We start from the raw sequence: 21,290 nt of genomic DNA on the forward strand, positions 1-21,290 counted from the left end.
CTCCGGCCTGGACGAAGTCGCAGAGCGAAAAATCAATCTTCAGCGTTATTTTTCCACCTAGCGCATATCCGCATAAGGCGAGATCGGTTGCACCGGTAGCGGCAGGTTGCCTTGCCAAGGGTCAAACGTGTAGCGCAAGTAAAGCAAGGCGCGGCTCGGGGCGTAGCCTTCGCTGTGTTGCCAGGTGATACCGGTCCCCAGTACCAGGTTGTCGGATAGGCGACGCTCCACGAGGCCCTGAACACGGAAGTTGATGCCGTTGCTGCTACTGCCACTCTTGGTCAGCGACGGGCTGTCCGCCAGGTCCCGACCCGATTGCGCCAGCAGGTTTTGCAGTTCGCCGTCGCGGTTGTCTTTGGGGTAGAGGTCGGAACCGTCGATTTTCGCGAACGACCAGCCCACCGAGCTTTCGAGCAAGGCCGACCAGTCAGCGTTACGCCAGGCATAGTTCACCGGCACGCTGACCGAGTAGTACTGCTGTGGGCTGTAGTATCCGCCCTCGCCGAGAGTGAGTTCGCTTAAGTCCTTGTCGTAGCCCATGTACATCAGGGTCAGGCCAGTGCGCAGACGTTCGTCGGCGCGTTCCACCAGGCGATAGTAATAGCCGCCCATGGCTGTGCGCCGCTGATTGTTCTCAACGTTCTGGCCTATTAACCAATGACTGCTCAGGCTTGCCCACACGCCATCAGCGCCGCCTTCGTCATGGCTCAGGCCCAGGGTGAAACCGTTGGCCGTAACGCCGCCCCACTTGGTTCCGGTGACCGGGTCGACCGCACCGGCATACGACACCAGTGAGTTGGTCAGGGGCCGCCGAGATGCCGTGAGGCGATAGCCCACGCTGCTCCAGTCACCGCTGTAGGTGACACCGCCCACCCAGTTCGACACCGTGAATTCTTGTGGCGTATGGCCAAGGTCGAAGGCCCAGCGATCATCGTGCCAGCCCATGCCCAGCAGGGTACCACGCACGCTCTGCGAAGCGGTGGCACAGCCATCCTTCACCACCGCGCACAAGCCGAACTGGTCGGTGCTGGAAAAACTGCTGACATCCAGATTGATGTCTTCGGCCTGAACGAAACCCTGTCCTTGCGCCACCGGCGCGTCGATGCGCAGGATGGTGGTTTGGGTGGTCAGGTCCGAGACTCCCGATGAGCTGTTGTCGGTACGCCAGGCGAGGTCATGGTACAGGTTCACCGTCGGGTTCTGCTTTTGGTACAGCTCGTCGACGTCGCTGCGGATGCTGCGCTGCAACCAGCCATCACTGTCCTTGGCACGGCTGGCCAAGGTCATGGCACGGTTGTCACGCGGTTCGGCCTGTTGCGGCTCGATCATCTTTGCCGCGGCCATGCTGCGCGCATAGTCATCCAGAGCCCGCTGCGGTTCTTCTCGAGACAGCAGACGTGCCGCATCCCGATAGACCAGCGGATCACTTTGCGGGGTCTTGAGCAACTGCGCGAACAGCGCGTTCGCACGCGTCTTGTCGCCCAGCGACGCCCAGGCATTGGCCAAGCGGCGCTGGAACGACGCATCGGCCGGCACTGGCGCCGTCACTGCCATAAGGCTGGCCTTGGCGGCGTTCGGCTGACCGCGGGCGATCAGCACTTCGCTCAGGCCCAGTTGGGCCTCGGTATTTTTCGGCGCGCTGGCCAGCACCTTGCGGTAGCGGCTTTCGGCCTGCGCCAGGTCGCCACGCTGCTGGGCCCAGTCGGCCAGGGTCAGGTAGTCGTCAGTGGTCGGCGCGCGCATCAGCAGCGCTTCGGCCTGAGCCTCATGGCCGCCGTCGCGAAGTGTCCGGGCCTTCGCGAGCAACTGGCGACGCTGCAGACGTGCCCACAGCTCGTTCATGTTGTCGCTCCAGGCGGCACGGGGGATCTGTTGCAGACTGCCCATGGCATCGCCGTCACGTTCAGCATTGGCCAGAAACAGCCCATGGGCATAGCGCGCCTCGGTGTTCTGGCCCTGACGTTGTAACAGCCAGTGGAAGCTTTGATCGGCCTCGGCATTGAGGCCCAGTTCGCGCTGGGCATTGGCCAAGCGGTACACCAGCCAGGGATTGTCCGGGTCCAGTACTCGAGCCTTGCTCAAGGCGACCGTCACCTGCGCCCAATCGCTGCGTCGGGTGGCGTCATCGGCCTGCGCGTTGAGGCGATCCAGCGTCAGCCCCCGACGCACACTTTGGAACTCCTGCTGCTCCTTGGGCGTCAGGCTGTCGAGGTAGTGTTCGGCCTTTTCCGCTGATTGCGACTGATACAGGCGGACCATCGCACGCACCACGCTTGCGTTGCTCGGATCGAGCTTGCGCGCCCGCACCAACAGGGCTTCTGCGGTGATGTCATCGGATTCGCCACGGGCAACATAGGACAGGCCGATCAGCGACGCAGGATCGTTCGGCCTGGCTTTGTCCGCCTGCCGGTACCATTTTTTCGCGGCAGGATAATCCTTTCGCTCAAGGGCTTCATCACCCTTTTGCAACAGCATCCACTGGTAGTTGGCAGCCTTGAGATCCTGCCACTTGGTCATCCAGTAGGTGTCCTGCTCGATGGCCGAGGCCTGGACGAACGTGTTGTAGGCCGCTTCGTTCTTGTTCTGGCGCATCAGCGAAATACCCAGCGAACCGAGCAGGCTGGAGTCTTGCGGATAACCCTTGATCGCCCGACGCAAACTGGCTTCAGCGCCGACGTTGTCGCCGGCTTCGAGCAATGCCTTGCCTTTGACTCCGGCTTGCCAGGCCGGATCAGCCAGGTATTGCTCCTGCCCTTGCAACTGTCGGGTCGCGTCCGCGTGCAGGCTGGCGTAGGGATAGAACTTCAGAAAGGTCCGCCAGCCCTGCGCGGTTTCGGGCCCTACCGGTTGCTTGAGCCAATAATTGTATTCGCGTTCGGCAGCATTGTTGCTGGCGTTCGGATCGCCAGCCAATTGATGCAGGACGTCCAGCGCCTCGGGATCACGTTTTTCGGCAAACAACAGGCCGACCAAGGTCTGGCGCAGCGAGGCATTGCCGGGATACTGCCGGTCCAACTCACGCAACTGCTCTATCACGACCGGGCGCTCGGCCTTGATGCCGCTACGCACGTTCAGATACTCCAAAGCCGTGGCAAAGTCCGGCATGTCATCGCCGAACAATTGCCGATAGGCTTTGACCGCGTCTTCGGAACGGCCGGCGACGGCCAGCAGGCGCGCCTCCTGCAGGGCCCTCTGACCATCGGTGCCGTGCATTTTCAGCAAGCTCTCGGCCTGACGCAGGGCCGCAGTGCCTGGCGCCTGCTGGCGCAGTTGGGCGACCAGGCGTTCGGCTTCCGGCTGGTTCTTTTGCAGCAGTGCCTGGCGGACTTCAACGACTTTCACCAGCGGATTGTCCGGGGCGATCAGCTCCAGACGAGCCAACGAGTCATGCACCAGGTCTTCGCGGTACAGAGCCTCACCAATGCGGACTTGCTCCAGCAGCCATTGCTGCTGGTCGGGAGGACTGAGAGGCTGACCCAGGGCGACCCCATAAACGCTGCTCAACAGCAGCCCAAAACCGGTCATTTTGTGCATGCGGCAGTCCAGTTTGGCACGAGGTTCCCGTTTTTATCGAAGCGATAACGTTGTTGGTCCCAGCCCTGCCCGAACAGCGTCAGCGACTGGTTGTAATAGGCATCCGCCAAGGGCGGCTGTTGTTGCAGGCGTTGGCGCTCAGCCTTGAGGGCGCCCGCATTGTCCGGGCTGGCGGCCAGCAACGGCAGCAATGCGGCACTGAAGCCGACCGGGGCGGTGCCATTGTCGAGGCCGGTGGTGATGTCGACTTTTTCCGGCACATGACCCAGCCGCGCAGTCAGGTCCAGCATGGGTTTGAAGTGCTCGATCAACCCGGCGCGCCCGGGAGCATCCTTGGCCAGCATGCCCAGCCAGAGGTAGACGCGAATGGCGTCATAGCTTCCAACACCGCCCTTCTGACTGTCTACGGCCCAACCCTGAGCGGCTTTCCAGAGTTGCCAGTCGGATGCCAGGCCCTTGGGCGAACTTTCGATCAGCAGACGCTCGGTGTTACTGGCCAGTTCCGCCCAGATCGGTGCTTCCTGGGCGAAGCGTGCCAGCAATTGCGGCGGCAGATAGCTGGCATTCAGACGCCAACCCTCGGCATTGTCGAACCCGACGTTGCCGGGCAACAGCATCAGACCCAGACCCGGTAGCGTGCGCAGGCTTTGCGCAGCACTGCGCCAAAGCAGGTTACGGCCCAATGCCAGGTAAGTCGGTTGATGCCACAGACGCCCGGCTTCCAGCAGGCTATAGGCGATCCACAAATCGGCGTCGGTGGCATTGTTGCTATCAAGTACCTGCCAGCGGCCAACTTTGTCGCGGCCCCACTGCCACGCCGGAAGTTGCCGGTTAAGGTCTCCGCCAGCCAGGTTGTCCTGGGTCCAGCGCAGCACCTTGGCGAAGCTTTTACGGTCATTGCCCAGCAGGGCGAAAAACAGCCCGTAGCTCTGTCCTTCAGACGTGGAGATCAACTGCTCCGAGGAGTGGTCAATGACCCTTCCGTCCGCGCTGAGCATGGCCTGGCGATAATTCTGCCAGGCCGGCCAGGCGCATTCCGCGGCACCGGCAAAGCCAGGCGCGACGATGATCACGGCCAAAGCCCGCGCAAGGAAGGCTTTCACCCGACTACTCCTGACCAGCCAGGCGACGACGGGCCGCCCAGCGTAGTGCACGCCACAGCAGGAAGGCCGTCAGCAGCACACTGATGGTGGCCATGGCCGCCAACAGGATCGGGTGCTCGGACAATTGGTACCAAAGCAACAGCCACCACGGAAGATGGCCGACGAAGTACTGCTGCCCCACCCAACTGCTGTCTACGCCACTGCTGCGGATCAGCGCCACGGAACCGGTCACGGCGTCTAATTTTCCAGTGTCACCCAAAGTGTCGCGCAGCAGTTGGTAATCGGCGTCATCGCTCGCCAGCAAGGCCACAATGCTGCGCTGTGGGTGATACGGCGACTGCAAGCCGACGATGGCGGCGATCGGTGCCTGGGCGCTGACGTCGACACGGTTGGCACCCAGGTCGCGTTCATCGCTGAACTGGCCGACGCGGGCCGACTTTCCGTTCTGCTCATTGGACGGTTTGAGTAGCCAGGCACGCGTCTTGTCCAGCACCAGATTGGCATCGGCACCATCGCCCACGCCCGGCGCCATGGCGCCGAATACCAGCAGATCGACATCTGCCTTCGCGTCGTCCCAATTGTCCGACAGCCGCAGGCCAAACGCTGGCAGGCCTGAACGCGCAGAGATTCCAGCAATGGTCTCGAACAGAGTGCTCAGTTGCACAGGTCGGCTGTGGGCTGGGACCATCACCAGGGTTTCCGACAGGTCAGCCATCCGGCTGTATGGAAAACCGCCTCGGGCAAAGGCGCGCAGGTCGGGCATGGCGATGTAGTGATAGTAGCCGGACAGGTCAATGGTCGACTCTTCATCGATCACGGCCTGGTTATTCACCGGCAGCGATGTCTGGCAACGGTCGCGCTGGGCACTGCTATAGGTACTGGCGAAGTTGAAGTCAAAACGCAGGGTGTTACGGTCGCCAATCTTCAGCGCTGGCACCAGCAGCTTGTCGCTGAGGTTAGCCGACTCGTTGGACAACACTGCCAGGCGCAACTCCTCCAGACGACTGTCGGTCTTGCTTAGCAGCGGCAGGCTGGTGATGAACTGGTTGTTCAGGCTGATGGTCAAGCGCGACTCGTCGTTGACCGACGGTGGCGTATAACGGAACTTGGTTTGCAGCGGAATCCCTTGGTTACGCCAGACGAACAGGTCAGGCGGCAGGTTCACGTCCACCGTGATCGGCCGTGGCTGCAGACCATTGGCCTGAAGCTGCTCGGGGTACTTGATCAACTCGGCGAAGCGTACCGAGCGGTCCGTGCGCATCCAGTTCGGCGCGTCATAAGGCACTCGAGGCTTGAGCTGCTCGACCTTGTTGACGGTCACGTTCGAGCCACGAAACGCGCCTGCGCCCAAGGCCAGGGCGCGGGCAGCCACCGCCAGGTCTTCGTCGTTGCGCCCCAACACCAGCAATACCTTGCTGTAGGGATCCTGCGGGTTGTCGATCATCTGTACAACGGGCGCATCCACCACCGGGAACCTGTTTGTGTCAGCCAGGAAGGATGGGCGATGATCGTTGGTGGCGAAAACAATGGCCGACTTGGTGCGATGGTGTTCATCAGCGGACGGAAGCTGGTTGAACAGAACGGGGAACTGCGCACCACGCCAAGCGGCCTGGCTGCCGAAATAGGACGCCAGGATACCGGCTGCACGCTGCTCGCCCAGGGTCGGCGCATCGGCGAAGACCAAATTGAGGACCGGCTTGTCCTGACCTCGGATGTCGAAGAAAGGCATCGGGAAATAGGCCAGGTCGTTCTTGAGCGTCAGTGCCTGCTCCTGCAACTGGATCTGGCTGCTGCGCCCCACGTTCATCCATAGCGTGCTGTTGGCCGGATCTTCGCAGACATCGCTGTAGTGGCCGACGAACTCCAGGCGTACGCGGTTGAAGTCCGAAATCAGACGCGGGTCCAGGGCTACCGATTGGTTGACCCTCTTGCCCAATTGGTCCTTCTCGATCGGCACAACGCTCATCAGCACGTCGTTGAGATACACGCGTAAATGCGAGATCTGTGGCAGCAGCGAAGGCGACGGCGTGTACTCCAGCTGCAGTTTCGCGTCGCTGGCGATGCGATCGCGGCGCAGACTGAATTCGATCTGGTCGCTATTGTGGATGCCCAGCAACAGGCTGTCGGCGGGACGGCCCAGCTGTTCGAAGGTGTACGCAGTGCTCCAGCTCGGTACGTTGCTGACCGCGGCCGGCGCGACAGGCGCAAGTGCGGTGGCGGCCTGGGCGCAACCGGCGGCCAGGAGCACCAGACCGGCAACAATGGATTTGCTGAAGTAGCGGCTCATGGTGCGCTCACTGATCGAGAATTGGGAGTTGGGGCAACTGCCGGCATGCGTGGCAGGAAACTGGCCAGCCAGCGCAACATTCGCAAAGGCGGGCCGGCGATGCGGCGGATCCAGGCAGGCAGGTATTCGTAGAGGCGGTAGTAACCGGTGCCGCCCAGTTTGACGATGTCTAAAAGGCTGTGCAGCGGGCGATCCGCGGTGAAATTCTCGCCCCAGTTGAGCCAGGCGTCGGCGCGGGCGAACGTGCACTGCACAAAGTCGATTTTCTGTTGTGCATTGAGGCCGGTGAAGCTGATGCCGATGAAGTTCTTGTGGCTGCGGCAGATGTAGCCCGGGAACAGGAATTCACGAGTGCCGCGCTGCATCATCAGGGAGATGCTCCCGCCCACCGCTAGCGACAGCGAGGTGTCGAGCTGGATGCCTGCGCCACCGTCGGAATAGTCCTGCAACATGCCTGGGTATGAGTGACCACTTTCAAGGCGCACTGCAGCGGGTAACTTGACGTTTACACGATGGGTCTGGCGAACCTGGCGAGCTTCAGCGGCGACCGCCATGGCGCCCCCGATGATCAGCAGGTTGTAGACCACCCAGAGAATGCTCACCACAACGGTAACGATCTCGTCGTTGGGTCCGCAGATCAGACGCCAAATGGCAAAACCCAGGCCGGCAATGTTCAGCAACGACAGTAGCAAGTACGGCTGGGCGATTTTCCAGTCAAACTGGTTGTTCTCCATCAGGCCGCCCTTGGCGGTGACGTTGAACTTGCCCTTTCTGGGGTTGAACAGTGCCACGGTGGTGGGACGCGCGATGTACCAGGCCAGCACGGTCTCGTACACCTCGCCCCAGAACGTCCGACGATAGGCGCCCTGCATCCGCGAGTTGGTGAGGCTTGCATGGATCATGTGCGGCAGCACGTACAGCAGGATCATCAGCGCCGGGGCGTAGATGATGTAGGCATGCAGGAACAAAAACGCCAGTGGCGCCAGCAGAAACACCAGGCGCGGCAGGCCGGCCAAAAAGTGCATCATCGCGTTGGCGTAGCAGATGCGCTGGAAGAGGGTCAGGCCTTTTCCCAGCAAGGGGTTGTCGGTACGGAATATCTGCGCCATGCCACGGGCCCAGCGAATGCGCTGGCCGATGTGCGCTGACAGGCTCTCGGTTGCCAGGCCGGCCGCTTGCGGCACCTTGATATAGGCCGAGTTCCAACCGTTACGGTGCAGGCGTAGCGCCGTGTGGGCGTCTTCGGTAACGGTCTCGACGGCAAAGCCGCCGATCGCGTCCAGCGCGGTGCGCCGCAGCACCGCGCATGAGCCGCAGAAAAACGCCGCGTTCCACATGTCGTTGCCGTCCTGAATCAACCCGTAGAACAGCTCGCCTTCGTTGGGGTGCTCGCGGAACACATTGAGGTTGCGCTCAAAGGGGTCCGGTGACAGAAAATGGTGCGGAGTCTGCACCAGCGCCAGTTTCGGGTCACGCAAAAAGCCCCCGGTGGTCATCTGCAGAAATGAGCGCACAGGTATGTGGTCACAGTCGAAAATGGCGACCAGTTCGCTGTTCAGCTGCTTCAGCGCGTGGTTGAGGTTACCGGCCTTGGCGTGACGATTGTCGCTGCGAGTGATGTAGCCCACTCCGACTTCAGCGGCGAACTGGCGAAAACTCTCGCGTCTGCCGTCGTCGAGAATGTAGATGTTCAGCTTGTCGGCTGGCCAATCGATGCCCATGGCCGCGTACACGGTACCCCGTACGATTGACAGGTCTTCGTTGTAGGTCGGGATCAACAGGTCGACGCTGGGCCACAGGCGCGTGTCGCGCGGCAGCGGCGCCGGTTTGCGTCCCAAGGGCCAGCAAGTCTGGATGTACCCCAGGATCAGCACCACCCAGGAATACGTTTCGGCCACCAGCAGGATCATCCCGCAAGCCAGGTCCAGGGGTTGGTTCCAGTTCAGGGTCGAGGTGTAGCGCCACCACAGGTAACGGCACGAGACGATGGTCGACAACACCACCATCAGCAACGTCGGAAAGCGTCCCGGAACCCGCCGCACCAGCATGGCCAGCCCCCACAGCAGCAAAACGAACACCAGTTGGGCGACGTAGCCGAAGGGCTCGGTGATGCACAACAATGTAAAAATGAAAACGACGACACCGACAGCCAGGTTGACCAATCGTTGGTTGCGACGGTCCAGCCCCTTCCACCAATGGCTGCTCTGGCGAATCTGCTGGCTGGCCTCGGCGCGCACGGGCAATTCTTCCAGCGCCTTGCCGATCCGGGCCCACAGCCGCAGGTACAGCGCCCCGACGGCCTTGAGCCAGGCCGGGGTCACAAACCTCCACTCCTGCGGCCCGGCCGGGCGAACCAGCAGCAGCCAGAGGCTTTGCACCGCATAGCGCAGCGGGTCGCCCAGGCTCGGTGCCTTGTTGGTCAGTTGCGGATACCAGCGCTTGGGCTGATCGAGCACAGCGCGCCAGCTCGGTGACTCCAGGCGCAACAGCAGCCACGCCAGGGCGCTCATTGTCGCCAGCAGCAGCGCAACTGGCGGCGCACAGTCATAGCGCCGACGCAGGTGAGCATAAGGGAAAACGCGGGCGATCATGCCGCCTCCGGGCGTCGGGTCAGGCACCAGATGGCCAGGCTCAACACGTCCTGGGCGGCCAGGCTGGCTTCGGCATAAGCGCCCACCGGTTTCTTGAACGCCAAGGCTTCGCGCATGGCTTCATCCTGATGCACGCTGAGTGGCAACAGGCGAGCACCATATTGTTTGCGCCAGATCAGTAGCAGGTCGCGCTGCAATTGGCTGACCGGGTCGAAGCGGTTGATCAGCAGATGCTCGCTGGGGGCTTCTTCCTGCTGCAACAGCACATGGCAGGCGGCATCCGCCTCGACAATCCGCAGACGCAACGCACAGGGTCCGACACGAGCATGACCGGGCAATCGCAAGGGCACATCGAACAGGATCCAGTCAAAGTGTTCGGCAAGGCTGGCCTGTCGGCGGCGCCACAGCTTCGGCTCGTTGAGCAGGTGTTGCTCGATTTGATCCTGCTCTTCCAGTTTCAGGCGGCCATAAGGCAACACGTTCAATCCCGGCTCCACGGTCCAGGCCTGGGTGTTCCAGCCCACACCGTCGATCATGGCGCGCGCCCAGCCACCGGATTCGCTGACGCTGACGCCGAAGTGCAGGCGAAGCAGGTTCTCCGGGCACATGTCGATCAGCAGCACGCGCTCGCCAAGACTATGCAATGCATGACCCGTGGCCGCCAGCAGCGAACTGGTACCGACGCCGCCGCGCAGACCACGCAGACTAAGCGCGGTCACGACAGCTTCTCCAGATCGGATTCATGCACCATCGGCAGGACCGTCGGTTGCAGGCGCTCCATCTCCGCCAGCAGCGGCCAGCGATGCAGGGCTTTTTGCAATTCGATCTGCGCAGAGATGTCCACGTAGTCCAGTTCGGGCAGCTCAAGCTCCAGTTTCAGGCGGGCGATGTCATCGGCACGGTCCGCACGCGACTGCACCCTGGCCTTCACTTGAAGCGCTGTGGGTAAGGCAGCCATCCTGCTTTCTCCTTGATCCGTATGTAAGGTTTTCCGGCGTAGTCAACGACCACAGTGCCTGCGTTTTCGGAGACTGCCGCCGTCTGCGGCAAGTTGCTCAGCAGGGCCGACCAGCTGGGACCCTGGCCATCCGCCTGGGGTTGGGCGCTGTACAGGCGACTGATGATTTCCGACAGGGCCAGGAAACTGCTCGGCTCGGTGATGTGCCGTGGCGCGGCATTGGGGTTGCGCCCCATGCCCACCAGCTTGATGCCGACCGGCACGTGGGTGATGGACTGGCTCGGTATCTCGCGCATGCCGGCTATCTGCATGCGGTCGCCATGCAGCGCCGCGCCATGCTCCGGCACAATCACCACCACCACCCGACGGCCACTGAGCTCCAGCTGTTTAATGAAACCATTGAGGTCGTCGATCAGCCCCTGGGCACGCGGTTTGTAATCACTGCTCTTGGTGCCGCCATCGGCGGTCAACGCCCGGTTGCCGTCATGCAGCGTGGTGGTGTTGTAGAACAGCGCCACGCGATCGCTCTTTTCTGCTTCGCGGTGCTTCCACCAGGTGTCCAATACCTGGGCATCGCGCAGGATCGGCGAACCGTCGAAGCCCACCAGTGCACGCGGCAATTTGCTGGTACTGACGGACGGGGCCGGCAACGAACCCTGGGCGCGGACTTCGTCAAGGAAGCCTTCGAACTGCCCGGTGTGGTTGAGCATCACTTCGTTGGAAAAGCCCAGCTTGCTCAAATCGTCCATCAACATGCACTGCTCCGGGGCGGTGCCGTAGAGCTGGCTGTGCGGAACCTGCCCACAACTGGCGCGCAACAGGCGGATGGCTGCCGGGCCGCTGTAGGAAGTGGCCGAGTTGAAGCTGTCGAAAATCACGTCCATCTGCTGGAACAGCGTGTTATCGCGCAGGCCCACGTCTTCCAGGTCATCCCAGGCCATGGAACAGATATTGATCAGCAACAGATCAAAAGGCTGCACGGCAGAAGTCGCAAGCTTGAACTCCACCTGACGCCCGGCCTCGGTGCTATAGAACTTCTGCAGGTAGGCTTCCAGTGTCGCGCTGTCCGGAGCGGCCGTGCTCACCGCGGCCATGGAGGCGCCACTGGCCGGCGCCGCGACCGGCTCGCTGCTGGTGTGCAAGGCCAGCACATTGGCGCTGCCCAGCCAGGCCAAACCCAGCACGCTCAAGGTGGTCAGGCGCAGCCAGTGGCGGACGAAGGCATAGACCACCACCAGCACAGCCAGCAGCGCGCACAGATTCCAGTCGATGAAACGACCCGCCAGCTCGACCACGTACGCGCCGCTGAAATCCAGCACACCAGGCTCGGCCAGTAGGCGGCTGAAGGGGGGCAGCCAGGTGTCCTGGTAAAACAGCGCAACGCCCACGGGGATCGCAATGACCGTGCGCAGGATGCGCAAATAACGATGCGGCAACGGCACCAGCAATGCCGCAGCGAACACCAGGTTGGGCAATACCTGCAGGTTCAGGTAGCCAGCCCACAGCAGTACGAACTTGAGGATGAAATACAGATTCCAGGGACCCAGGCCCGGCCAGACGCGCACTGACGCCGGCTTAATGACTTCATACCGGCTCATGGGGTTCGCTCTGGGCAGGGGCGCGACGACGCACGCCACGAGACTTAAGGTAACGCGGGGGCAAGAGGCCCCGCACGAACGCCAGAAAATGCCGACCAAACCTGATCAGTACGACGATCAGTGCCAGGGTCAGCAGGCTGCTGAGGCCGATCACCTGGATCAGCTCGGAATAACTCATGAACAGTGATCCGTAATGGGTAGCGTGGTGCGTTGAGGCGAATAGGCGCCACGCCCAGCGGCTTCGGCGGAGCTACCGGCCGTGCGCTCTTCTGCCAGAAAGAACGTGGGCGGTAGCGAGGCTACCGCGAGAAAGTCCTCGCGCGGCAACGCTTCAACGCCTTGGAGAATCTCGAAGTCGCTGAACAGATCGCGCCAGGCCAGCCGGCAGATATTCCCCAATGCGGGTTCCAGCCCGTCCGCACGACAGGCAAACAGGAACAGATAAAAGGCACCGTTGACCACGCAGGCGACGTCACCGAAACGACGCAAGCCGATTTGATTCAAGTACTGCTCGATTTCCAGGCCACCGCGCGGTATCAGTTTGAGCAGTTGATGGCTGATTTCGCCAGAGGCGCCGCCGTAGACGCGCTCCACCATGCTGATGAATTCCCGGGGCGCTAACAGGCCGCGCTCGGCGGGCGGCCGCAGGCGTTCGAATAGCGATTGGAAGTCGGTGGTGCGGCTCCGGCGCCAGGTCTGGCCCTGGGCACTGTCGATGATGCTGAAGAAGTGTGCCAGCGTAGTCCCATAGGGCACGGTGATGTTGGCGCCGCAGGACACCAGCAGACGCTCGTCCCGATAACGCAGACAGGGCTCCATCTCGCGTACGATGATCTTCAGCGCGATGCCGCAGCGCTCGCGCAGGGCGTGAATCTGACGGGCCAACTCTTCGACCTGCAGGTTGCTGTCGATGGCCACGATGATGCTGGCTGCACGAGCATGGCTGGCTTGCTGGAGCAAATCCTCGCGGCTCTCGAACAGCCTCCACTGATCCGACAACGGCGGCGAGCCTTCAAGCACAGAACGCTGGGTCAGGTAGATCCGCTGGTCATCGGTATGGGTCAGTTGCACATTGGCCTGTTCATTGACCGATAGCGCAAAACCGTCCACCTGCAACTCGAGCTCGAACTCCTGCCCGCTGCACACGCCCCGTTCGCTGTGCCAGTAATGCAATTGATAGCGAATACCACCATCACGGCGATAGAGCTGAGCGAGCCCGGAGATCGTATCGTTGAGCCGCAACAAACGCTCATGCAACTGAGGCGTCTGGCCATGGCTGATCACCAACAGGGAGCATTGGCGTGCGCCCAGCCATTGCCGCAGGGACAGACAGAAATGCCGCAGCTCTGGCGCGACGTCGCTCTGCCATGCGCTGTCCGGCAGCATCAGCACAATGATAGTGCCGGCAACCGGAGCTGCACGGGTCAGCTCGCCGACCAGCGATTTGAGGGTCAGGCCGATGTCGTCTTTTTTGATGTCAAACAACTTCAGCTCACCAGGACCGGTATCTGCCGCCAGCTTCTGGACCAGGTCCTGACTTAAATGCCCGCAGCATACCAACATCCCTCGCGCATTGGCCGGCATCGCTGCCAGGCACTGGACTGCCAGCGCGGCAGAATCGCTCGCCTGATCCACTGCCACCCAATAAAGCCCGCCGTCGCGCAACAATATCTGCTCATCTCGCAGATGACGGATACCTAAGGTGACCTGACTCAAATGTAGTTCCCTTCCCTTTGAACCGGATGCGCGATCAGCACCATCTCCGGCACAGCGTTGCAAGGGAGTCATTTTTCTGACAACCAGAACAAACGCTCCGAGCAAAGCTCAGTGTCGGACTTAGGTCAGTATAAATAGGATGTCGCACTGCCAAGCAACCCCCTGTGATGCTCAGGGAGCGAGCTTTCAAAGCACTATGGAGTGGCTGGAAGATGACGAGACATCACACTCTCCGCCGCTCACCATTCCCAGACTCTCTTAACCTCGGTAATGGCGCGCAATTGTGATGATGTCGGACTGCCAGTGTCAATAAGTCGTAACCCATGAGCTCATGTATTGCAGACAAACGGTTACATTTTAAATTTCGCCATTTTATTGGCGGGAAAGAGCAGATACTCAGCCGTGTTTTAGGATGAGTTTTTGGTGGCAATGCCGTACATCACCCCGAGCGCGCAGGCAATGGTTTCGAGGGAAGTAGGCGCATGCAGTGCGACCCGATCCCCCGTCGTCATCCCCGTTGCCAGCAACTGCTGAGCCACTGCAGCGGCCAGCTCGTCCAGCTCAGCGTAGGTGAACTGCTGCCCAGCGACGTCCAGCGCGATCTTCTCCGGCGTACGCTCGGCGTGGTCCTTCACATACTCATGAAAAGGTTTCATCGGGCTACCTCGTTGCCATCCACCAGGGGCTCTTCACCCGTGTTCGTGTAGACGGCTTCATTGTCCTTGGGAACGAGCAATACAATCGCACCGACGATGACTTCAAAAATCCCGCTACCGACGATGACCATGCCGGTTTCGAACCGGGCATAAAGTGCCGCGCCGCAGGCCCCGGCAATGAGAATGGAGGCGCCCAGCGCGGCAAAGCGCAACCTTGCCAAGCCAGCGATCTCGCTTTGCCTGAACGTGGTTTGAATCAGCAGAATGAACGAGATGTCGATCAGCGGCCCGCCGAGCGCGGCCAGGCCGGCGCCGAACATCATCCCGGCCAGGACGTACTCCGCTGGCAGGTACATCACCGCCGCACCAATGGTCGCAATGCCCAGGCCGTTGACCACGGAGCCAAAGGTAAAGCCACCATACAGGCGGCGGATATGCAGGTTACCGACGACAAAAATAGAGATCAGGTTGCCGCAGCCATAGGCGCCCATGATCAGCCCGTAGGCGGCAAAGCCCTGTACACCGAAGCCCTGGATGTCGTACTTGACCACGGCCAGCGCCATGCCGATGGAAATGCCCAAGCTCCAGGCGACGTTGCCCAACCCGGCGCACACATACACCGCCTGCATCTGCCGGCGACCGACCAGGCTGCGCCAACCGGCGGTGAAGGCGGCACGCCGGCTCGTCACCTTGACCGGTTGACGAGGCAATGCCTTGCTAAGCTTCATCACCGCCCAGGCCGAGATCAGGAAAGTCAGGCTATTGAGGGTAAACAGATGTTCAAGCGGAATCAGCAGCGTAATTGCCGCGGCCAGCATCGGCCCGATCACCCGGGCCACCCGGATGATCGCGTCGAACAGCGCGTTGACGGCCTGCAACTGGTCCGGCGCCGCGACAATGCGTGGCAGGCTGGCGCGCAAGGCCGGTTCGAACAAAGAGTTGACGATCATCATGAGCATGACTGGCACCGCCAGCATCCACAGGCTCATGATGCCCAGTGCCCAGGCCAGCATCGGAATCAGGGCGAGCCCGGCCCGCGTCAGGTCGGCACCGATCATCGTACGTCGATGGTCCCAGCGCTCGGCCCAGATCCCTCCCAGCAACGCCCCCGCCAGCGCGGCCCCGCCGCGCAACGCACTCAGCCAACTCGCATCGGTGCCGGCGATCTGCACCGCCATCCAGGCGACGGCGATCGCGAAGAGTTCGTCGCCAATCGAGGATAGCGCCAGCCCTCCCCACAGCAACGCCACGGGCCGCTGAAGCAACGGTCTAAACAACTTCATATAATCAATTCCGCACATGAAGACCCGTCACCCAACGGACCTGTAGGCCCACCCTTCTCGGCGCGTCAAACGTCGAAGTCGGGCGTACCCCAGCGTTGGTAACTTCGTCATTGGTTCGAAAAAACCTTTACCAGCGTGCAATAACCCAAACACATCACCGGGGAAGTGCCAGGTGAGTTATTCAAGGTTGCGAATGCACAGGACTGGAAGTTCGTTACTCAATAAGAGGAGGCACTCTGATTGTTTATCGAATGACGTTCGGTGCCCGAAAGTGGGGGATTGAAAACACTGACCAGGATGAGGTCTGTAAACTTACCACCCCGCAGATAGTGACGATCATGCTTGTCCAATACATACATATCTCCTGGGCGAATCGGATGAACCGTGCCATCCATCTCCTCAATCTCTCCTTCACCGGCAATGCAATAGCAGGCCTCAAGATGATTGCGATAATGAAGAAAGGACTCCGTGCCAGCTCGCACCACTGTATGGCAGATAGTAAAGCCGATGCCATCCATCTCAGTGAGCAGACGGTGACTGGTGCCAGCTCCCCACTCGACAAAAAAATCGGTTTTTTCAACGTCGGAGATACTACGGACAAACATATTCAGCTCCTTATGAATATATAGACTACTGCATCAAAGATCCGAGGCAGCCTGAGCGGCTGCGCCGAAAGGCGCCACACCAACAACGTAAGGGCGAGCCCATACATAACAAGTGTCCAGTCGACCACTTGAAGTGCACTTGGTTTTTAGGTAGCGCTGTCTTTCGCGAAACCGAATAAACTCAATATCTGACTCGAGGTACAAAGCAATCAAGTAACAAGATAATCAGAATACGCCCATACAAAAAGCAGGATGTGTTGTCGAGGAACGTAGGATGTACACACTGCACGTGTGCCATGATGGTAAATAGTCATTCCTTGACCCTATTGCTTTCCCTGTAGTCGAAGTTAACTACGCCCGAATAGTACGTGTGCAACTTTTAGGGTGTCAATGAGTTTTTCTTATGCAGCTCACACTAAGACGGGTGAAATATTCGAGCACTGCTCGTGACATTCCAGTTACAAAACTCCAAAAAGAGATATAACAACTACTATGCTCTCTATCAAAAAGCGATAAAAAGCTGATATACGCATCCGGCTCTTTATATTTTCGGGCACTCCTTCAGATTCAGACTCTGAAACCGGCGCAGATACCCAGTACCTGACGACACGACCCAGCATCTACCCCTTTGAAAAAGCTAAAGCCTTGGCTGCCATCAAGGACCACAACGCAGCCTCGTCACTGCGCACCCTCATCGCGCGAACCCTCTGCGCGACCAGAGAAGCTCTGAGATGAGTGGCCGACGACTCTGAAAGCCCAGGAAACCTTCCCGGGGCTTTTTCGTTTCTGCGTCGCTTTTGCATTTCTGTGCGACAGATCCCACTTCAGGGACTCCCCTACCGCGCTCTTGTGGTGTTAGCTTGGAAAAGTTTCTGTCTCATCGATCAGAAATTTCTCACAAACTACTTGCAAAGGAATGCCCCCAGCAATGGACTTCTCACTCAAGCACCTGGCCGCGACAACCTTGATGCTGGCCAGCCTTTCGTCGTTCACCACGTCAGCGCACGCCAACATCACACCGCTACAGAGCGCGACCATCCTCAAGACTTTCAGTGACGCACCGGTCACGGATTTCAGGCAGTTCCTGGGAAGTCTGGCCAAGAGCGACCTTGCCAAAACCGCTGACCTCGGCCCGGCAATCAGTGCTTTCCAGGGCAACCAGCCCCTTTCCCCTGAACAGCAGAACGAGATTCATCGCCTGCTTGGCATCTATGCGCGGGTGAAGTACGGCAGCGCGGCCACCGAGACCCTGCGCGAGCTGGTGGCAATCCCGACCTTTCGCGTGGACGGCGTTGCGCAGCACGAGAATCCCGAATTCATCAAGATCGCCGACAAGCTCAAGAGCCTTGCCCAGGCCTTCAACCTGAACTTTCGCAACATCGACAACCGCGTCTATGAAATTTCCCTCGAAGGTGGTGGCGATGAAGTCGTGGGCATTCACGCTCATGCCGATGTGGTGCCCGTAACTCCGGAGAACTGGGTCCTGAAGGACGGCACCCGACTCGATCCGTTCAAGGTCACCCTGGTCGGCGACCGCATGTACGGCAGGGGCACCGAGGATGACAAGAACGGCATCGTGGTGGCGCTCTACGCCATGAAGATCGTCAAGGAAGAGAAGCTGCCGCTGGCCAGGAATTTCAAACTGCTGGTAGACACCACCGAGGAAACCACCGGCGACGCCATCCCCTATTACTTCGAACACAACCCGACACCCAACTACAACCTGGCGCTGGATGGCGGCTACCCGGTGGTGATTGCCGAAAAAGGCTACGGCACCGTCATGGCGAGCTTTGCCCGCCGTAAGGCTGAAGGCAGCGGCGCGGAAATCTCCTCAATGACCGGCGGCCTGGCCACCAACCAGATTCCATCGACTTCGGTCGCCACCATTGTGGGTGACAAGCCCGCCGAATTGGCCGCCAGCCTGCAGAAGGCCGGTGCTGATTATGCCAAGCGCAATGGCGGTAACTTCGACGTGACCGCCAAGGTCGTCGGCAAGGACGTCAAGCTGACGGTCACCGGTGTTTCCGCCCACTCCTCCGAGCCCGAGTCAGGCGTCAACCCGGTGGCAAGGATGCTGGACTTCATCAATAGCCTCGACGGTAAGGTCGCGCTCAAGCACAACCACATTACCGACGCCGCTCGCTACGCCGCCGACAACTGGGGGCTGAACTACCTGGGTGGCAAATTAGGGGTGGGCTTTTCCGATGCCTTTATGGGACCGCTCACTACTTCGCTGACCTATGTCGGGATGGATGAGAAAGCCTTCAAGCTCGCGGTCAACCTGCGCGTGCCGGTCGGCAAGTCCCCAGAAGCGCTCAAAACCGAAATCGCCGAAAAGCTTGGCGCCTGGAGCAAGAAGACCCACATTGCGGTGGCCTTCAACTACTCGATCGCCGAGCCGATGCACCGCAACCCTGAGGGTGAATGGGTCAAGGCCCTGCTGGCCGTGGCCAGTGAAAACCTTGGCATGGAACACACGTTCGGCACTTCTGCCGGCGCCACCTCGGTCCATGAACTGCCCAATGGCGTGCAATTCGGCCTGGCCAGACCCGAGGTCAAGTACACCGGCCACACCGACAACGAGTTCAAGACCGTCGACCAGTTCCTGCTGGACCTGCAGATCGTGACCGAGATGCTGGGGCGCGTCGGGCAGTTGCCGAAGCTCTGATCCGCCTTTCGGACCCGCTATTCTGGCGGGTCCATCTCTTTGATCGTCTTGCTTCCGTCATGAAGTCGAACAGCTATCACCAGGAGACAGCTAGTCGGCGAAGCAGCCATCAGACTTCCGCATTCATCTTCTGGATCACCAACCCGATGAATGCCGATACTGCGAGCGGCAGGTGCCGGCGGCTTGGATACAGCACGCTCATGCTGTAGCCGGTGCGCTGGTATTGAGGCAGCACCGGGACGAGCACACCGGCCTGAATGTCGAGCTTGGCCATTGCGGGTGGTAGCAGAGCGATGCCGAGTCCGGCCACGGTGGCCTTGCGCAGTGCCTGCGCGGTATTGCCGCTGAAGCGCCCGGCGACTTGCACTTCTTCCTCGCCATTCGGACCTGCCAAACGCCATGTGGCGTGGCCGCTGGGATGCGCGGGGATCACACAGTCGTGGCTCACCAGGTCCTGCAGCGTGCGGGGTGAGCCGCGCGCGGCGATGTAAGCGGGGCTTGCCACCATCCCGTCGCTGCGGGGGGCGAAGATTTGACGGCCGACATAGCCTGAATCGCGCAAAGGTCCGCCGCGAAAGGCGATATCGATCTGCTCTGCGATCAAGTCGGCCTTCGCATCGCTGAGCACGAAGTCGAGTCGCACGCGCGGATACGCGGCCAGAAACTCGGCCACCCACTCCATCGGGAAGAGGTCGAAGAAGTCAGCCGGCGCCGCCACGCGCACCAGGCCACTGGGCTCGTTGCTGCCCGTCGTCAACGCCTGCCCCGCTTCGAGCAGGCCGTCGACCGCTCCCGCGCAACGCTCATGAAAGCCTTGGCCAGCACTGGTGAGCGTGAGCTTGCGGGTGGAACGTTGCAGCAGCCGCGTGCCGAGATGCGCTTCGAGCTGCTGGACGCGGCGACTCACGGTATTGGGCGGCAAGCCCAGCCGCCGCGCCGCCTCTGCAAAGCTGCCGCTGCGCACCACCTGTACAAACATGGCGATGTCATTGAGGTCGAGCATGGCCGGCCATTCCTGGTGTGGGTGGACGAGTGCAATCCAATTGTAGCGGCTAGTCAATCAATCGGCCCAGCCCTAGTGTTCAGGTATCGAGCCGCGGGCTCCCAACTCCGCACAGCGGGCTTTGCAAGGAGATCGATTTGCCATGACCAATTCTTCCTCCGAAATCACCATGACCCCACAGCAACCACCTCGGATCGGCATCGTCATCGGCTCGACACGCGAAGGCCGCTTCGGCGAAAAGCCCGCGCACTGGATCCACGAGATCGCCAGGCAACGCGCCGACCTCGCCTTCGAACTGATCGACTTGCGCGATCACCCGCTGCCCTTCTTCAACGAACCGATGTCGCCGGCCTGGGGGCCGGTGAAGAACGAGGCCGCGCAGCGCTGGGCCGACAAGCTCGCGACGCTGGATGGCCTGATCGTGGTCACGCCCGAGTACAACCATGGACCAAGTGCGGTGCTGAAAAACGCGCTCGACTATGCGTACAAGGAATTCATCCGCAAGCCGATCGGCTTCGTCGGCTACGGCGGAGTCGGCGCGGCACGCGCGGTCGAGCAGCTTCGGTTGACCAGCATCGAGTTGCAGATGGCGCCAGTGCGCCATGCCGTTCACATCGGCATGGTGGAGTTCCTGGGCATTTGGCAACAGGGCAAGAGCTTCGATGATTTTCCGCACCTGGCGCGGGCTGCCAACGAGTTGCTCGACGATATCGCTTGGTGGACCAAGGCGCTCAAGAGCGCGAGGGAACATTAGGCTAAAAGGAGGCGCAACGTGAGCGTGCAGCTAAATCATACTATCGTCTGGTGCCGCAACAAGCAGACATCAGCAACATTCCTCACGGAAGTTCTGGGCCTGCAATCCGCCACCCGATTCGGACCAATGCTGGTCGTTCAACTCAACAACAACGTTTCACTCGATTTCTACGAGCGCGATGGCAAGATTTCCTCCCAGCATTATGCCTTCTTGATAGGCGAAGACGACTTCGATCAAATCTTCACCCGTATCCGTGATCGAGGGCTGCAGTATTGGGCAGACCCTGGCAAGCACCGGACTGGAGAAATCAACCGGAACGACGGTGGCCGCGGGGTGTATTTCGAGGACCCCGACGGTCATCTCCTTGAGGTCATTACTCGACCTTATGGGAGCGGCGGGTAAAGGGGCAACACTCTTACGCGCGCAGAAACCGGGCTAGCCCGCAGCAGGTCAGGCTCGTCGGGATGGATGAGACTTGGACGGCTTCCGGTGGCGCGGAGGTGGGTTACCCGGACTATCCTTTCTACACCGAAG

16 protein-coding genes are annotated in these 21,290 nt (G+C 60.6%); 3 read left to right on the forward strand and 13 right to left on the reverse strand.

All coding sequences use genetic code 11. The features are described from left to right. Positions 1-57: 57 nt before the first annotated feature. From bcsC to AC1RKH_RS22830, 12 genes are all read right to left on the reverse strand, one after another. On the reverse strand, positions 58-3,534 hold the full coding sequence (gene bcsC / locus AC1RKH_RS22775; protein ID WP_493064091.1) for a cellulose synthase complex outer membrane protein BcsC: 3,477 nt from the start codon (positions 3,532-3,534) through the stop codon (positions 58-60). Then, a complete protein-coding gene (gene bcsZ, locus AC1RKH_RS22780) occupies positions 3,522-4,637 on the reverse strand; it encodes a cellulose synthase complex periplasmic endoglucanase BcsZ (RefSeq protein WP_493064090.1) in 1,116 nt (371 codons plus the stop codon). Before bcsZ ends, bcsC begins: the two co-directional genes overlap by 13 nt. 4 nt (positions 4,638-4,641) lie before the next feature. Continuing rightward, on the reverse strand, positions 4,642-6,924 hold the full coding sequence (gene bcsB / locus AC1RKH_RS22785; protein ID WP_493064089.1) for a cellulose biosynthesis cyclic di-GMP-binding regulatory protein BcsB: 2,283 nt from the start codon (positions 6,922-6,924) through the stop codon (positions 4,642-4,644). After that, the gene (gene bcsA / locus AC1RKH_RS22790; RefSeq protein WP_493064088.1) at positions 6,921-9,515 is read right to left on the reverse strand and encodes a UDP-forming cellulose synthase catalytic subunit; all 2,595 of its coding nucleotides are present in this window, start codon (positions 9,513-9,515) and stop codon (positions 6,921-6,923) included. The genes bcsB and bcsA overlap by 4 nt, the downstream gene beginning before the upstream one ends. After that, positions 9,512-10,234 carry a cellulose biosynthesis protein BcsQ gene (bcsQ, locus tag AC1RKH_RS22795; RefSeq protein WP_493064087.1) on the reverse strand — a complete coding sequence of 241 codons (723 nt, stop codon included), beginning with the start codon at positions 10,232-10,234 and terminating at the stop codon, positions 9,512-9,514. Before bcsQ ends, bcsA begins: the two co-directional genes overlap by 4 nt. Next, entirely contained in the window at positions 10,231-10,473 is a 243-nt protein-coding gene (gene bcsR, locus AC1RKH_RS22800; protein ID WP_123426008.1) for a cellulose biosynthesis protein BcsR, read from the reverse strand. Before bcsR ends, bcsQ begins: the two co-directional genes overlap by 4 nt. Further along, on the reverse strand, positions 10,443-12,071 hold the full coding sequence (gene bcsG, locus AC1RKH_RS22805) for a cellulose biosynthesis protein BcsG (protein WP_493064086.1): 1,629 nt from the start codon (positions 12,069-12,071) through the stop codon (positions 10,443-10,445). The genes bcsR and bcsG overlap by 31 nt, the downstream gene beginning before the upstream one ends. Further along, positions 12,058-12,249 (reverse strand): cellulose biosynthesis protein BcsF, encoded by a 192-nt coding sequence (gene bcsF / locus AC1RKH_RS22810; RefSeq protein ID WP_123426006.1) that lies wholly within the window; start codon positions 12,247-12,249, stop codon positions 12,058-12,060. Before bcsF ends, bcsG begins: the two co-directional genes overlap by 14 nt. After that, entirely contained in the window at positions 12,246-13,787 is a 1,542-nt protein-coding gene (bcsE, locus tag AC1RKH_RS22815) for a cellulose biosynthesis protein BcsE (RefSeq protein WP_493064085.1), read from the reverse strand. The genes bcsF and bcsE overlap by 4 nt, the downstream gene beginning before the upstream one ends. Positions 13,788-14,194: 407 nt before the next feature. Further along, entirely contained in the window at positions 14,195-14,443 is a 249-nt protein-coding gene (locus tag AC1RKH_RS22820) for an AMP-binding protein (RefSeq protein WP_493064084.1), read from the reverse strand. Beyond that, positions 14,440-15,726, reverse strand: a complete 1,287-nt coding sequence (locus AC1RKH_RS22825) for an MFS transporter (protein ID WP_493064083.1) — start codon at positions 15,724-15,726, stop codon at positions 14,440-14,442. Before AC1RKH_RS22825 ends, AC1RKH_RS22820 begins: the two co-directional genes overlap by 4 nt. A gap of 218 nt (positions 15,727-15,944) precedes the next feature. Further along, positions 15,945-16,331, reverse strand: coding sequence for an ectoine synthase (locus AC1RKH_RS22830; RefSeq protein ID WP_493064082.1), 387 nt, complete (start codon positions 16,329-16,331; stop codon positions 15,945-15,947). Between the two features lie 928 nt (positions 16,332-17,259). On the opposite strand from AC1RKH_RS22830, the gene AC1RKH_RS22835 reads away from it, so the two are divergent. Beyond that, positions 17,260-18,999 carry a dipeptidase gene (locus AC1RKH_RS22835; protein WP_493064081.1) on the forward strand — a complete coding sequence of 580 codons (1,740 nt, stop codon included), beginning with the start codon at positions 17,260-17,262 and terminating at the stop codon, positions 18,997-18,999. A 109-nt stretch (positions 19,000-19,108) separates the two neighbouring features. Here AC1RKH_RS22835 and AC1RKH_RS22840 read toward each other — a convergent pair whose 3' ends face one another. Beyond that, entirely contained in the window at positions 19,109-20,002 is an 894-nt protein-coding gene (locus AC1RKH_RS22840) for a LysR family transcriptional regulator (RefSeq protein ID WP_493064080.1), read from the reverse strand. Between the two features lie 142 nt (positions 20,003-20,144). Here AC1RKH_RS22840 and AC1RKH_RS22845 point away from each other — a divergent pair, with 142 nt between their 5' ends. Beyond that, the gene (locus tag AC1RKH_RS22845) at positions 20,145-20,756 is read left to right on the forward strand and encodes an NADPH-dependent FMN reductase (protein ID WP_493064079.1); all 612 of its coding nucleotides are present in this window, start codon (positions 20,145-20,147) and stop codon (positions 20,754-20,756) included. Positions 20,757-20,774: 18 nt separating this feature from the next. Beyond that, complete coding sequence (locus tag AC1RKH_RS22850; protein ID WP_493064078.1) at positions 20,775-21,158, forward strand: VOC family protein; 384 nt, start codon at positions 20,775-20,777, stop codon at positions 21,156-21,158. Positions 21,159-21,290: the final 132 nt, after the last annotated feature.

It is taken from the genome of Pseudomonas sp. GW822-FHT06B12 (assembly GCF_058799675.1).

What these genes read in the sequence shown, in the direction of transcription:
- AC1RKH_RS22835 (WP_493064081.1), top strand. Translation starts at nt 17,260, where the DNA reads ATGGACTTCTCACTCAAGCACCTGGCCGCGACAACCTTGATGCTGGCC.
- AC1RKH_RS22830 (WP_493064082.1), bottom strand. Translation starts at nt 16,331, where the DNA reads ATGTTTGTCCGTAGTATCTCCGACGTTGAAAAAACCGATTTTTTTGTC.
- AC1RKH_RS22840 (WP_493064080.1), bottom strand. Translation starts at nt 20,002, where the DNA reads ATGCTCGACCTCAATGACATCGCCATGTTTGTACAGGTGGTGCGCAGC.
- bcsB (WP_493064089.1), bottom strand. Translation starts at nt 6,924, where the DNA reads ATGAGCCGCTACTTCAGCAAATCCATTGTTGCCGGTCTGGTGCTCCTG.
- bcsF (WP_123426006.1), bottom strand. Translation starts at nt 12,249, where the DNA reads ATGAGTTATTCCGAGCTGATCCAGGTGATCGGCCTCAGCAGCCTGCTG.
- bcsR (WP_123426008.1), bottom strand. Translation starts at nt 10,473, where the DNA reads ATGGCTGCCTTACCCACAGCGCTTCAAGTGAAGGCCAGGGTGCAGTCG.
- bcsA (WP_493064088.1), bottom strand. Translation starts at nt 9,515, where the DNA reads ATGATCGCCCGCGTTTTCCCTTATGCTCACCTGCGTCGGCGCTATGAC.
- AC1RKH_RS22845 (WP_493064079.1), top strand. Translation starts at nt 20,145, where the DNA reads ATGACCAATTCTTCCTCCGAAATCACCATGACCCCACAGCAACCACCT.
- bcsG (WP_493064086.1), bottom strand. Translation starts at nt 12,071, where the DNA reads ATGAGCCGGTATGAAGTCATTAAGCCGGCGTCAGTGCGCGTCTGGCCG.
- bcsC (WP_493064091.1), bottom strand. Translation starts at nt 3,534, where the DNA reads ATGCACAAAATGACCGGTTTTGGGCTGCTGTTGAGCAGCGTTTATGGG.
- AC1RKH_RS22820 (WP_493064084.1), bottom strand. Translation starts at nt 14,443, where the DNA reads ATGAAACCTTTTCATGAGTATGTGAAGGACCACGCCGAGCGTACGCCG.
- AC1RKH_RS22825 (WP_493064083.1), bottom strand. Translation starts at nt 15,726, where the DNA reads ATGAAGTTGTTTAGACCGTTGCTTCAGCGGCCCGTGGCGTTGCTGTGG.